The organism is Microcoleus sp. MON2_D5, from assembly GCF_036701905.1.
In the GTDB taxonomy this organism is placed as follows: Bacteria; Cyanobacteriota; Cyanobacteriia; order Cyanobacteriales; family Microcoleaceae; genus Microcoleus.
In genome coordinates this window covers 1-14,630 of the sequence record NZ_JAUBRM010000073.1, presented here as the reverse complement: position 1 = coordinate 14,630, position 14,630 = coordinate 1, and the positions used below count along the sequence as shown (strand labels likewise).

General features: G+C 44.1%; 9 protein-coding genes. 5 read left to right on the top strand and 4 right to left on the bottom strand.

The window, feature by feature from the left end; all coding sequences use genetic code 11:
* Positions 1 to 35 precede the first annotated feature (35 nt).
* Positions 36 to 992, top strand: a complete 957-nt coding sequence (locus tag QUA47_RS23130; RefSeq protein WP_333432475.1) for a glycosyltransferase family 2 protein — start codon at positions 36 to 38, stop codon at positions 990 to 992.
* A 133-nt stretch (positions 993 to 1,125) separates the two neighbouring features.
* Here the strand turns inward: QUA47_RS23130 and QUA47_RS23125 are convergent, their stop codons facing one another.
* A complete protein-coding gene (locus tag QUA47_RS23125) occupies positions 1,126 to 1,734 on the bottom strand; it encodes a hypothetical protein (RefSeq protein ID WP_333432474.1) in 609 nt (202 codons plus the stop codon).
* Positions 1,735 to 1,774: 40 nt separating this feature from the next.
* A complete protein-coding gene (locus QUA47_RS23120) occupies positions 1,775 to 2,572 on the bottom strand; it encodes a cation diffusion facilitator family transporter (RefSeq protein ID WP_333432473.1) in 798 nt (265 codons plus the stop codon).
* A gap of 55 nt (positions 2,573 to 2,627) precedes the next feature.
* On the opposite strand from QUA47_RS23120, the gene hpsU reads away from it, so the two are divergent.
* Positions 2,628 to 3,305, top strand: coding sequence for a hormogonium polysaccharide biosynthesis acetyltransferase HpsU (hpsU, locus tag QUA47_RS23115; RefSeq protein WP_333432472.1), 678 nt, complete (start codon positions 2,628 to 2,630; stop codon positions 3,303 to 3,305).
* Between the two features lie 19 nt (positions 3,306 to 3,324).
* Here the strand turns inward: hpsU and QUA47_RS23110 are convergent, their stop codons facing one another.
* Together QUA47_RS23110 and QUA47_RS23105 are read right to left on the bottom strand one after the other, a co-directional pair.
* Positions 3,325 to 4,653: a response regulator gene (locus tag QUA47_RS23110; RefSeq protein ID WP_333284166.1), complete on the bottom strand. Its 1,329-nt coding sequence runs from the start codon at positions 4,651 to 4,653 to the stop codon at positions 3,325 to 3,327.
* A gap of 5 nt (positions 4,654 to 4,658) precedes the next feature.
* Positions 4,659 to 11,009 carry a PAS domain S-box protein gene (locus QUA47_RS23105; RefSeq protein ID WP_333432471.1) on the bottom strand — a complete coding sequence of 2,117 codons (6,351 nt, stop codon included), beginning with the start codon at positions 11,007 to 11,009 and terminating at the stop codon, positions 4,659 to 4,661.
* A gap of 1,152 nt (positions 11,010 to 12,161) precedes the next feature.
* Between QUA47_RS23105 and QUA47_RS23100 the strand changes: the two genes are divergently transcribed.
* From QUA47_RS23100 to QUA47_RS23090, 3 genes are read left to right on the top strand one after another with little or no spacing between them, the layout of a single operon-like run.
* On the top strand, positions 12,162 to 13,517 hold the full coding sequence (locus QUA47_RS23100) for a mechanosensitive ion channel domain-containing protein (RefSeq protein WP_333432470.1): 1,356 nt from the start codon (positions 12,162 to 12,164) through the stop codon (positions 13,515 to 13,517).
* A 10-nt stretch (positions 13,518 to 13,527) separates the two neighbouring features.
* Positions 13,528 to 14,310, top strand: coding sequence for a flagellar assembly protein H (locus QUA47_RS23095; RefSeq protein ID WP_333432469.1), 783 nt, complete (start codon positions 13,528 to 13,530; stop codon positions 14,308 to 14,310).
* A gap of 42 nt (positions 14,311 to 14,352) precedes the next feature.
* Positions 14,353 to 14,583, top strand: a complete 231-nt coding sequence (locus tag QUA47_RS23090) for a hypothetical protein (protein WP_333432468.1) — start codon at positions 14,353 to 14,355, stop codon at positions 14,581 to 14,583.
* Positions 14,584 to 14,630 lie beyond the last annotated feature (47 nt).

Below are 14,630 nucleotides of genomic sequence, written 5' to 3'. Positions count from 1 at the left end.
AAAACTCGACCGCATTCAGGTTCAAGCACTCGATTATGACATCTAGTTCATCCAAGATTCCGGTTTCAGTTATCATTCCGGCAAAAGACGAAGAACTTAATCTACCTGCGTGTCTGGCCAGCATTGCCAGGGCGGATGAAGTTTTCATGGTTGATTCCCAAAGCAGCGATCGCACGGTGGAAATTGCCATCAGCACGGGCGCAAAAGTAGTGCAATTCTACTTCGACAACCGCTGGCCGAAAAAGAAAAATTGGTCTTTGGACAATCTGCCCTTTCGCAACGAATGGGTATTAATTGTCGATTGCGACGAGCGCATTCCCCCAGAACTTTGGGACGAAATCGCGCAGGCGATCGAAGACCCCAATTTTGACGGCTACTACCTCAACCGCAAAGTCTTCTTTTTAGGCCAGTGGCTGCGTTACGGCGGTCGATATCCAGACTGGAATTTGCGTTTGTTCAAGCATCAAAAAGGACGTTACGAAAATCTCGGCACTGAATCCGTCCCCAATACTGGCGACAACGAAGTTCACGAGCACGTCATTTTAGCTGGTCAAGTCGGCTACTTAAAAAATGACATGATCCACGAGGATTACCGCGATTTATTTCACTGGATAGAACGGCACAACCGCTATTCTAATTGGGAAGCTCGCGTGTATTACAATATTATTGAAGGGCGCGACGACAGCGGCACTATTGGCGCCCACCTATTTGGAGATGCCGTACAGCGGAAACGATTTCTCAAAAAAGTTTGGGTGTGGCTGCCTTTTAAACCAATGCTCAGATTTATTTTATTTTACTTCATTCAGTTAGGCTTTTTGGATGGAAAAGCTGGCTATATTTATGCAAGGTTATTGAGTCAATATGAGTATCAAATTAATGCAAAACTTTACGAGTTGCGTTGTTGTGGCGGTCAGTTGAATGTGGCAGAATCTCAGCCGCCTCTGTCGCCACCAGTAGTTATCAGTCAGGAGACAGAAGTGAAATTGCCGTAATAGTCCCTCTTAGTCCGCCCACCATACAGACGAAAGTTTGTGTAGATAGGGTTTCAAACGTCGAGTCCCTCTTAGTCTCTTAGAGAGGGACTTCGTTTGACAAGACGCGATTTCAACCGCCGGGTTTCTTGACCTAATTAATACTTAAGTGAATGCCACTAGCTAAGATACCTAAAATTTTACCTAAATCGTTAATAAAATATTCGACTAAATCAATTTCGATCGTCTGGTTGGTTAATTTCAGAAATTTCCAGTTAGTGCCGGTGGTAACGGTACCGTAAATCACAGGAATTTCGTTGCCTTCATTTTTATTAAAAATTTGCGCTGCCAACATTTCTGCTACGCATTGTCCCAATCCAGCCAAAATATTTTCTTTTTTAGCTTCTACGACGGTAATAACTGGCGCACTAACAAATAAAAGTTCAGGTGATTGACTGATGATAAAATCACAACTGCCGTTTAATCCTTTACTGGCATCCACACTAAAGTCAATGCCGGAAAACCAGCTAATTTGATAATTTAATTGTTTTCTGAGTTCGACGAGAATTGGAGCAATAATTAATTCCGATCGCGCTTTTTCTGTATTGCTACCAAGGGCTAAAGGTAGATTATCGCGCAGGGTTTCTTGGAGAAAATCGCTTGGTGTTAATTCTGGAATTTCTGTGAAAATATTAGAGCGCTCTGAAATAGTTAAATTAAAGTCTTTAGCTACTCGATTTAAAGTAAAATCACTGTATGACATTAGTTATCTATCTCTATGGTGGATGGCAGAGGAAGAGATGTTATTTGATGAGTTCTTCGAGGGATGGAAAAAGCAATTTTTCTGCGCTGATTTTTTCGCAGTCGCAAGGCTGTTGACTTGCGGATATTGCTGATACTTTTCCCAGCAGCAATTGGATGCTTTCGATTAGCAATGGTAGAGTTAATAAAATAATTGATGCTGATACTAGCAAGCTAATCAAGCCGTCAGCCCAATTCCAGTGTAGCCACGCTACGGCGATCGCAGCTAAAATTACTCCAACCGACGAAAAAATGTCTGCGACTGCGTGCAGAAACGCGCTTTTGAGATTCAAGTCGCCGTGACAGCAGGAATGCAAGCAACAAGCATTAATCGAGTTGATGCTTAAACCCACTACGGCGGTAATTAACATCGGGAGCCCTTCTACTTCGGGAGTTGGGGCCTGCAAACGCGCGATCGACTCTGCTGCAATCCAAAGGGCGATCGCCACTAAACTGATACTATTAATTAAAGCAGCAATGATTTCTCCTCGTTCAGGGATTGACGATTGTGCGATCGTACAATCTACGGATTTACTTTTGCGTTTGATTGAGGAGTACCAAGTCGCTGTCAAAGTTATTGCTAAAGCTGCTACATCTGAAAAGACGTGACCCGCATCTGCTAATAGGGACAAACTATGAGAATTAAGTGCGGCGATTAACTCTGCTACAAAAAAGCTGCTAAGCAGTACCAATGCTGTTTGTAAAAGTCGCACTTTGCCAATTCTGGGATTTATATTCTCGCATTGTGCGATATCCTTGGCGTTTTCCGAGTCAAAATTGTCCCTAACTAGAAATGTCATGCAGCAGTCCTTAAGGTTAAACTCGATTTTAAATTAAACATTAAATTAACTATCAATGACCGATTATATACCAAATCCGAACCAAGATCCGGAAAATTCGATCGCAAATTCCCCAAATTCTCAAATAAACGATCGTCCAATTAGCGACAATCACGCAAATACTTTGACAGGCGAATCTTTAGTCGATTTGCGCCGCTACGATCAATCAAAGTTCGATCGAGGAAAGCCTAGTTGGCTAATTTTGGTTTGGTGGTTCGTCCAGGCGATCGCATTTCCTCTCACTCCACACCCTTTTAATCGCATCAGAAGGGGGCTGCTGCGGTTATTTGGAGCGAAAATAGGTCGGGGTGTGATCATTCGCCCCACGGCTCGTTTTACCTATCCTTGGAAAATAGCCATCGGAGACTACAGTTGGATCGGAGATGATGTTGTATTGTACAGTCTCGCTCAAATTGCGATCGGCAAACACTGCGTCATTTCTCAAAAAAGCTACCTCTGCACCGGCACTCATGACCCTCAAGACCCAGCCTTTAGCTTAATAACAGCACCTGTAATCATTAATAACGGCGTTTGGATTGCCGCCGACTGCTTCATTGGCCCTGGTGTAGAAATCGGTGCTAACGCTTTAATCGGAGCTCGCAGCAGCGTCTTTAAAAATATGCCTGCAGGCTTTATTTGCACAGGAACACCTTGTCGTCCCCGCTGTCAGCGAGAAATTAACCAAAGTTCGTAAGAGATATTGCACCGGGAAACTAAGCAGCTTTACAAGCTTGCTGGCGAATAGGAATTTCAATGACGAATTCTATTCCCTTTCCTAATCCCGGCTGGCAGTATAATCGGCCGCCATGCTTTTCAACGATAATTTGGTAACTAATAGATAACCCCAACCCAGTTCCTTTACCGATCGGTTTGGTGGTAAAAAAAGGGTCAAATATTTTCGGTTGTAAAGTTTCACCAACTCCTCGACCGTTGTCACTAATATGAATAGCCACCCAATTATCGTCAATTACTTTTGTAGAAATTTGAATGCGGTTCGGGTGTTGTTTGATTTCTGCAAAAGAACGCTGCTGATTAGATTCATCTAAAGCATCAATGGCATTGGAAATAATATTCATGAACACTTGATTTAATTGTCCGGCATGGCATTCTACTGGGGGAAGCTGACCGTACTTTTTTATTATTTCAATCTCAGGATGCTCGGGTTTTGCTTTTAAACGATGATGCAGGATGGTGAGTGTACTATCAATTCCTTCATGAATATTTACAGCTTTCACCTCTGCCTCATCTAGGCGAGAAAAGATTCGCATAGACTTGACAATTTCCTGGATGCGCTGCGTTCCTAAGTTGATTGAGTTAAGAACTTTTATAAAATCTTCCTCCACAAATTCCAGTTCTATTTCATCCATTGCTGCTTGAATCCGAGGGGTGGGATTTACATAATCTTCTTGATAGAGGTGTATAATTTTTAGTAAGTTATGAGCGTACTCTTGGGCATAACCCAGATTGCCAGAGATGAAATTTATAGGGTTGTTTATTTCATGAGCAATCCCAGCAGCCATTTGCCCTAATCCGGACATTTTCTCACTTTGAATTAACTTAAGTTGCATTTGTTGTAAATCATCATAGGCTTGGCTGACTTCTATAACTTTTTGCTCCAATAAGGTATTTTTCTCCTCTAATTTCTCTGCGAGAACATGAAGCTTTAAATGCAGCTTGACGCGAGCTAATACTTCCTCTTGTTGGAAGGGTTTGGTAATATAATCTACAGCCCCAAGCTTAAACCCCTCAACTTTATTAGCCGTATCCGAGAGCGCAGTCATAAATATAATGGGGATCTGTTTAGTTTCTGGATTAGCTTGTAATCGACGGCAGGTTTCAAATCCATCAATCTCTGGCATCATGACATCTAGTAAGATTAGATCTGGTAGAGCATATTTAACTCGCTCTAGTGCCATTTTTCCAGATTTCGCAACCCGAACCTCAAATCCTTCTTGGCTTAAGGCATCAGATAAGACACCTAAGTTAGCTGAATTGTCATCAACTATCAGAATCGTACCATTTGGTTGAATGTCTAAATTCATAAACCTTACTTGTAGGACTGAATAAACGTTAAAATCTCTTCGTCTTGAAAGTCCTTTGCCATCTGATTTAATCGGTTAGCAAAAGGAATGTATTTGGGATCTATTTCTTCCAGTAATACCGCCTGCTTAACTATTTCTAGGAAATTTCCTTTCATAGCCAGCTCATATAGAATTTCCATTTCTGTAGCAGGCGGGGCAATTAGCTCGTTGGTGTCTGGGGCGATCGCCAGTGGAGCTTCATTGGCTTCGTAAATCCATTCCAAATCAAGATACTGTTGCAATTTTTGCAGGAGCTCTGTTGCCTGAATAGGTTTGGGAATAAAAGTGTTGCCTCCTGCTTCTAAACTTCTGTATTGATCGGTTTCAAATACGCTGGCAGAAGAGACAATAATAACGGTGTCTTTGAAATTTTCCGATTCTCGAACCCGCTTAATCACCTCGAAGCCATCTAGTTCTGGCATTAATAGGTCGGTAACAATTAAATCTGGCTGCACCTCTATAATTTTTTCCCAGCCTTCAAGCCCATCGTTCGCTTCAAACACCTCAAAGCCGATCGGACTGAGCAAATTGTTAATTACCGAACGGTTAGCCCATTTGTCATCAATAACCACAATCTTAGGTTGGCGGTCTTTGATGCCGATAATCTGCCCGTGATGGTCGATTTGAGACGTTTTCACCCATTCATCGGCTTGAGGCAGACTAACATCAAACCAGAAAATACTGCCAACATTCATCTCACTTTGAACCTGAATGGTACTGCCCATTAGTTCTACAATCCTTTGGCTAATTGCCAATCCTAGCCCGGTGCCCTCAGTCTGCCGTTTGCGATCTCCAACCTGCTCGAAGGGCTGAAAGATAGCTTGGAGTTGCTCTTGGGCAATGCCGGTACCTGTATCGCGTACTTCAAAGCGAATTTTTCCTTCTGTTGCAAAACTGACTATAAAAGTAACACTGCCCTGATCCGTAAATTTAATAGCGTTGCTCAAAAGATTAAATAACACTTGTCGCAAGCGTTTTTCATCCGCACGAATACCGATCGGGAGTTCGGTGCTTGATGGAAAATGAAACTGAATTCCCTTAATTTGAGCTCGGATGCGACACATTTCTGCTACACCTTGCAGGAACGCCGGGAAATGAAAATCGGTGGGCATTAGTTCCACTTTCTGTGCTTCAATCTTCGACAAATCGAGAATATCATTGATTAAGGTCAGTAAATGGGAACCGCACTGATAAATGACATCAATGCGCGATCGCTCTTCTTGATTCAAGACTTTGGAACGCTGAAGAATCTGCGCGTAGCCCATAATGCCATTCAGCGGAGTCCGCAATTCATGGCTCATGTTGGCAAGGAATTCACTTTTAGCCCGACTAGCTGCTTCTGCGGCTTCCTTGGCTTTTGCCATTACGAATTCTGCTTGTTTGCGATCGTGGATATCGATGCAAGTGCCAACCCACTCCCGGATGCTGCCATCTTCATTCAGAATTGGCACCGCTCTAGCTTGGAAATAACGATAGTTTCCATCCGATCCGCGCATTCGATATTCCATCTCAAACAGGCTTTTCGTTTCCACTGCTTCCATCCACACCTGAACTGTTCGTTCGCGATCGTCCGAGTGGATTGTATCTAACCAGCCAAAACCAACCACCTCAGCTTCGGTTTGTCCGGTATAAGCTCTCATACTCGGTGTATCCTGGCATCTTCCTTCAGCATCCGTTGTCCAGACAATTTGGGAAATGGCAAGGATTAGCGAACGATAGCGTTCTTCGCTTTGTTTTATAGTATCTTCCGCTTGTTTGCGATCGTGGATATCGCTGCAAGTGCCAACCCACTCCCGGACGCTGCCCTCTTCATCCAGAATTGGTACCCCTCTAACTTGAAAATAACGATAGTTTCCATCCGCCCCCCGGATTCGATATTCTATGTCATACAGGGTTGTCGTTTGCACTGCTTCCATCCACACCTGATTCGTTCGTTCGCGATCGTCCGGGTGAATTGCATCCAACCAGCCCAAACCAACCACTTCGTCTACAGTTTGTCCGGTGTAAGCTCTCCAACTCGGTAGATCTGGGGATCTTCCTTCAGCATCCGCAGTCCAGGCAATTTGGGATGTGGCAACTATTAGCGAACGATAGCGTTCTTCGCTTTGTTTGATCGCATCTTCGGCTTGTTTGCGATCGTGGATATCAGTACAAGTACCAACCCACTCCCGGATGCTGCCATCTTCATTCAGAATTGGCACCCCTCTACCTTGGAAATAGCGATAGTTTCCATCCGCCCCTCGGATTCGATATTCTATGTCATACAGGGTTTTCGTTTGCACTGCTTCCATCCACACCTGATTCGTTCGTTCGCGATCGTCCGGGTGAATTGTATCTAACCAGCCCAAACCAATTACCTCAGCTACGCTTTGTCCGGTGTAAGCTCTCATAGTTGGTAGATCGGGGCATTGCCCTTCAGCATCCGCTGTCCAGACAATTTGGGACGTAGCCACTATTAGCGAACGATAGCGTTCTTCGCTTTGTTTGATAGCATCTTCGGCTTGTTTGCGATCGTGGATATCGGTACAAGTGCCAACCCACTCCCGGACGCTGCCATCTTCATTCAGAATGGGTACCCCTCTAACTTGAAAATAACGATAGTTTCCCTCCGCTGCGCGCATTCGATACTGTATTTCATACAGGCTTCTCGTTTGCGCTGCTTCCATCCAAACCTGACTCGTTCGTTCGCGATCGTCTGGGTGAATGACATCTAACCAGCCAAAACCAACCACCTCAGCTTCGGTTTGTCCGGTGTAAGCTCTCATACTCGGTAGATCCGGGCATCTTCCTTCAGCATCCGATACCCAGACAATTTGGGACGTAGCAGCGATTAGCGATCGATAGCGTTCTTCGCTTTGTTTGATCGCATCTTCCGCTTGTTTGCGATCGTGGATATCGCTGCAAGTGCCAACCCACTCCCGGAGGCTGCCATCTTCATTTAGAATTGGCACCCCTCTAGCTTGAAAATAACGATAGTTTCCATCCGCTCCCCGGATTCGATATTCTATGTCATACAGGCTGTTCGTTTGCGCTGCTTCCATCCAGACCTGATACGCTCGTTCCCGATCGTCCGGGTGAATTGCATCTAACCAGCCCAAACCAATTACCTCAGCTTCGGTTTGTCCCGTGTAAGCTCTCCAACTCGGTAGATCCGGGGATCTTCCTTCAGCATCCGCTGTCCAGGCAATTTGGGATGTGGCAAGGATTAGCGAACGATAGCGTTCTTCGCTTTGTTTTAAAGCATCTTCCGCTTGTTTGCGATCGTGGATATCGCTACAAGTGCCAATCCACTCCAGGAGGCTGCCATCTTCATCTAGAATTGGTACCCCTCTAAGTTGAAAATAACGATAGTTCCCATCCGCTCCCCGGATTCGATATTGTACGTCATACAGGGTTTTCGTGTGTACTGCTTCCATCCACACGTGAGTCGTTCGTTCGCGATCGTCCGGGTGAATTGCATCTAACCAGCCAAAACCATCAGCCATCTCAGCTTGGGTTTGGCCGGTGTAAGCTCTCCAACCCGGTTGATCCACGCATCTTCCTTCAGCATCCGCAGTCCAGACAAGTTGGGACGTAGCAGCGATTAGCGAACGATAGCGTCCTTCGCTTTGTTTGATAGCATCTTCGGCTTGTTTGCGATCGCTAATGTCATTATTAATTTCGAGTTGGGCACAAGGCTTTCCTTCGCCGTCGCGCTGTAATGTCCAGCGACTTGCCACAATAATATGCCGACCATCGCGGGTAGTGTGGTGCAGTTCTCCTTCCCAACTCCCCTGCTGGAAAAACTCTGCCAATATGGTTTCTAATGGTTGAGGGAAGACGGTTTCCAAGAATGTGTGAATGTACTGCCCGACTACTTCCGCTTTTGTCCAACCATAGAGCTTTTCTGCACCTTGGTTCCAATAGATGATGCGGTCATCCATGTCCCGAATAATGATACTATCGCTGGCTAAGTCGAGTATTTCTAGGGTTTGACGGAGTGTTTGCTCGACTTTTTTACGATCGCTAATATCTCGTGTTATGCCGATGATGCCTAAAATATTGCCCTGATTATCCCGCCAAGGAGCCTTGGTAGTGAAAAAGGTTCTAGTGGTTTCAGAATGAGAAAAGATATCTTCCTCGTAAGTATCAATGATTCCGGCTGCCATGATTTGGCGATCTTTTGCCATAACTTCACGGCCAATGTCAGGCGGCAGTATTTCCAAATCATTTTTGCCGATAACTTCTTTAATTGGCTTGCCAAAGAAGTTTGCCAAATTGGAGTTAAGGGCAACATAACGCCCTTCCCGGTCTTTAACGAGAATGAAGTCGGGTGTATTTTCCAAAATAGAGTTTAGCAGTGCGTTGCGATCGCGCAACTCTGCTTCCATTTGTTTGCGATCGGCAATGTTTCGTGCTATGGCGATAAGGCCGATAATATTGCCCTGAGCGTCCCGCCAAGGGGCTTTTGTGGTTAAAAAAGAAATGCTCTCCTTACCATTAGAAACATCTTCTTCGTAGCTTTCAGTAGTGCCTGCTTCCATGATATCGCGGTCTTTTGCCATTATTGCAACGGCGGCCTCCGGGGGAAGGAGTTCCGAATCATCTTTACCCAGGATCTCCTCAATGGTTTTACCGTAAAAGGATTTTGCCACGTCGGAATTAAGGGCAACATATCGGCCTTCCCGATCTTTAACAACAATTATGTCTGGCGTACTTTCCAAAATAGAGCTCAGCAAGACGTTGCGATCGCGCAGCGCAGCTTGCTGTTGGCGCAGAGCTTCTTCAGCTTGTTTGCGATCGGTAATATCTGTACTAGCCCCAACCCATTCCCGAATTGAACCATCCGCGTTCAGAATTGGTACACCACGACAACTCATGTAGCGATATTCCCCGTCATAGCGACGCATACGGAATTCAGATTCATAGAACGATCGATTGGCAACAGCAGTTAACCAGGCAGTTGTAATAGACGAGCGATCGTCTGGATGGATAGCGTTGCTCCCACCCCTTCCCTTGTAATCATCAAATGTCTGTCCTGTAAATGCACTCCAAGTAGGTTGCTCGATCGCCATTTCGCCGTCGGCATTGCAGATCCAAATAATTTGAGCGCTGGCTTCGATCAAAGAACGAAATCGTTCTTCACTTTGTTTGAGGACATCTTCTGCGGTTTTGCGATCGCGAATATCCCGCGTAATAGTGGCAATCCCTACGGGTTCATTAGTCTCTGGATGTTTAATCAGAAATAGGGTGTAATCTACCAGGATGGGTTGACCTGTCACGAAATTTCTGAAGCGGAAATCACTCCGCCAACTTCCCTCTTGCATTATTGCAGGCATAATAGACTGCTGTACGAAGTCCAAATCTTCTGCCATGAAGAAGTCGGTAATGTGTTTGGTTCTGGCTTCGTCCAAACTACTGAGTCCCACCAAATCCAGACCAGCCTGATTCACGAGTATAGGGCGACCATCCATTGAGGCGACGCCAATAAAGTCACGGCTGTTCTCGATCGTTGTAGCGAGCAATTGCCGTTCTTCCTCTGCTTTTTGGCGAGCGCGAATATCCCGCGCAATAGTGGAAATAAACTCGACTTCACCCGCTTCGGTTTTGTGGACGATCAAAACCTGGGAGACTGGAACTTCTTGCCCATCGCGTGACAAAAATAGGATTTCACCAGCCCACCTACCATCTCGCAAGGCGGTTGGAAAGGCTTCGTTGTGGAATTTTGCCCTTACCGAGGGAGCTAACACAGAATCTATACTAAACGAAGAGCGTGCTTCTTCTGGGGACATCCCCAGCAATTTCTGTCCGGCTTTGTTGACGTAGACGTTATGCCCCGTCGCATCCGCAACTCCTACTAAGTCGGAAGTTGCTTCCAAAATTGCCGTCAGTCGTGCTTGCTTTTGTTCTGCCCGCTTGCGATCGGTAATTTCAATTACAATCCCACCAAGACCAAAAACGATGCCATTTTCATCCAACAAAGGATAGTAAGATGCTTGCCAGTAGCGCAGGATGCCCGGTTCTTTCGGCGTTTCACCTACTAATTCATAGTCGAGAATTGGCTTGCCCGTATCCAGAATCCCTTGCAGCATTGGTTCCACAGTCGGAGCCAATTCTGGCAGCACCTCACGCAGTGACCTACCAATATGGTCTGCCACACAAACGCCATTCATCTGAGCCAGAACTTCGTTAATTTGGACATACCGGAGTTGGCGGTCAAAAATCAGCATCCCGGCGTTAGCACCTGCAAAAAAAGCGTCGAAGTGAGCCTGTCGCAATGCCTGTGCTGTTGTGCTCTCTTGCTGTGGCGGGTTTTTATCTGGTGGGAATTTGCTCATGTTAAATCGTGCATTTCAGCTATAATTCTAGAACTTCTTTCCAATTGCGCGATCGCAAGGTTTTCGTTTTCTCCTATTTGGGCACTTAATAAAACGTTCAGTAGGGCGACCATTCGGTTTTCAATCGGCGATATATGTATCCCTTGCGACAATATTTCCGTTAATTCTTCGGATGTATCGCCAAGCAGTTCTATTGCTCATCAATTCTATTCCTAATCAATCCTATTGGTAGAACATTGGTGACAACATAAGCTAGGGAAGCGTTTGTCAATCAGCAATTATGCTCAGCATTTACTCAGGTTTTGGATGGAGAACTTAGATGAGGGCGATCGAGGAATCATGGCGATGCCCTATTTATGCCCAGTCACCCCTAAATCTAAGTTTTCCACTCCTCAACAAGCAGTATTTTCAGTAATTTTACTGATTGACAAATGCAATTAAGTTTTAATTTGTCTGCAATGTCGCTAGAATGCCAAGTATTATGGGAACGTTCTCTATTTTAGCTAGATCCGTTAAATTTTCACTTAGATATTCTTAGATATACAGAATAGAGACGAAACTGGCACAGTGATAGCAATATCTCTCCTACCAGTTAAACTCATTGTAATACTAGGATATTTGAGTTGTCCACTTAAATAGTCATTGAATAATTGCTGCTTAAGTTTATAACGGAACCTCAACAACAAATCAGCGGAAAGTATGATAAAATCCCAGAGTGTTAACGTTGACTAAAGTTAGTAGAGGGTTCGCCTGAATAATAGATGATTCCGCTAGTCCGAAAAAGTGGCACACTAACCGCAGGCAGGGGAAGACAATATATCCGAATATCCGAGAAATTGGCAATACGGATAACGGCTTAGTCTGAATAACGACATTTTTATGTAAGAAATTAAGTTTTTTACGATCGTAAAAAAATATTAATTTTCGTAATAACGACTGTCTGCATGATTTTTGAGACGAAGAAGTAAAAATTTTATTCCTTACTCCCATCTGCTTAACAACTTAAAAAAAACATTACTTTCTGAATTTAACTTGAATACAATACCTGAAGAAATCTTGCTTAAAATTACCCAAGTTTTTACAGCGACCCTATTTAAAATAGGTGAAAACCCTGTATCGCTGCAGTCACTTGGGGAACTGATTGTATTGTTCATGGCTATCCTTGTCATAGCACGCTCTTTTACGAACTTTCTTAAGGAAAACTTGCTTGTCAAACTGGGAATTGACGAGGGGAACCGGGAAGCTATCGCAGTTATTATTGGGTATTTAATAGTAGCTTTGGGGGTGATAGTCGCCATCCAAAGCATCGGCTTCAACCTCGCTTCTTTTGCAGTAGTTGCGGGGGGGCTGGGAGTCGGAATTGGCTTTGGCATCCAAGATTTAACAACTAATTTTGTCAGCGGCTTAACGCTGCTGTTAGACAGACCTGTGAAAGTCGGAGACTTCGTGGAATTAGAAGGATTAATGGGAATCGTCAAAAAAATCTCGATTCGATCGACCATCCTCCAAACTACTGAGGACTCCAGCGTCATAGTTCCCAACAGCAACATGATTAGCAACAAAATTGTTAACTGGAGTTACGAAAACTCTCTACTCTGTCTGCGAGTTCCCGTAGAAGTAGCGGAGAATAGTAACCCGCTGTTAGTGACAGAAACCCTGTTAAATATTGCTTACGCGGAAGCGGGAGTTTTATACGAACCGAATCCGAAAGTATTGTTTGTCGAGTTTGGTGATGATAGTTTTAAATTTGAACTTTTAGTTTGGACGGATAGGCCGATTGAAAGAGAAGTAATTAAAAGTTCTTTGAATTTTGCCATTGAATACAATTTCCGCCAGCATAAAATTGACTTCCCCTTCAATAACAGAGAAATTTATTTGAAAAATCCCGAAGTTCTGTTGTCAATGTTCAACCAAAAAGAAACTGCAATTGACATCAGGAACACTTCCTCTGAAAAAAAGCAAAAAATGCCTATTTTTGGAGACGAAATGAAAAAGCTATCGTCCCTTAGCTGTTTGCTGCGAGAGGTAGAATACTTTGAAAATCTGACGGAGCTTGAATTGCGACAATTGATTGAAGTTGGATACCGCAAACGGCTGCGACCGCAAGAATATTTGTTTCATGAAAACGACCCAGGAGATGCTTTTTACATGATTCTTTCAGGTTCAGTAGAAGTTTTTGTAGAAGCTATTGACAAACACCTGAATAACCTGGGTACGGGTCAGTTTTTTGGGGAACTTTCTTTGATGTTGGGAATCCCCAGAACTGCTTCAGTGAGAGCTTTGGAAGAAACAATTTTGTTTGCTATCAATAAAGAAGGTTTCCAAAAAGTTTTAACTGAACGACCTGATTTATCCGAACAGATTATTAAAGAAATAGTCAAACACAAAGAAGAACTAAGCGAAAGACAGCAATTATTGCGAGAAATGGAATTAGTAGATGCAGCAGAAGAGGAGGAAAATCCTGTAGAATGGGTGAGAAAACGGTTAAAAAATCTATTTAGTGTTTGAAATAATTTCTATGACGCGATTTATTCACGATCTCTTTGCCAAAGAATACCTGGAGGAATTGCTGTCGCCGCTCGGAACGGTTAATATCGGCCGCGATGTGACTTCCGAAGTCCGAGAAATAGATGTTTATTTTACTCCCAGAACCGCAATTCCCGAATACTCAGAAACCCTGGGATTGTTGGGAAAAATGGCAAACACAACTGCAATTTTTGAACCGTTTCGCAATCCGGCCAACGTCAGCGAAATTTGTAGCTGTCTGGGCAAGTTATTGGACGTGCGAGGTGAAGTGGAGCGAAAATTTAGGAGAGAAAATACTCGCTATGATGACGCTCAGTTACCCAAACTGTGGATTTTGATGCCCACAGCATCGAAAGCATTGGTAGATAGCTTTAATGCGATACCAGACACAGAGAATTGGATGCAGGGAATCTATTTTTTGGGTGAATCTTTGCGAACTGCAATTGTGGCGATTCACCAGTTGCCAGAAACTCCAGAAACTCTGTGGTTGAGGATTTTGGGCAAAGGGGGAGTGCAGCAAAGGGCTATTTCCCAATTAAGCGCTTTAGCTGCCGACGATCCGTTGCGGATTATCGCGCTAGAATTGCTGTATCGGTTACAGTCAAATTTAGTAACCGATGCGCCACAAGAATTAGAGCCAGAAGAGCGGGAGTTAATTATGGCCATTGCACCACTTTTTCAACAACAAATACAAGCAGCAGAGCAACAAGCTAGAGAAGAAGGACTAGAACGAGGACTAGAACAAGGCAGACAAGAACAACAGCGCTTAATTTGAGAAAACTTTCTGCAAGTCAGATTTGGAGAATTAAGTCCAAAAATGACAGTTTTTCTATCTCCAATATCCAAGTTGGCGGCGGCGGAATTTACAGTGCTGTTGCTGGCAATCTCGATGCTGACCGTTGATGAAGCTGGGCGGGAAGCAGCGGTTAAATTGTTAGCTGAAAGTGCGTTGGAAATACGATCGCCTGAATTGGGCGATCTTCTGCCTACAGCCGTTACTAATTTATTGGGATTGCCTGTCAATACGGTTCAGTTAAGGCTCAAATAGTGGTAAATTAGGTATGGTGTCCAAAAATGGAGAGCAAGTAAGGTGCA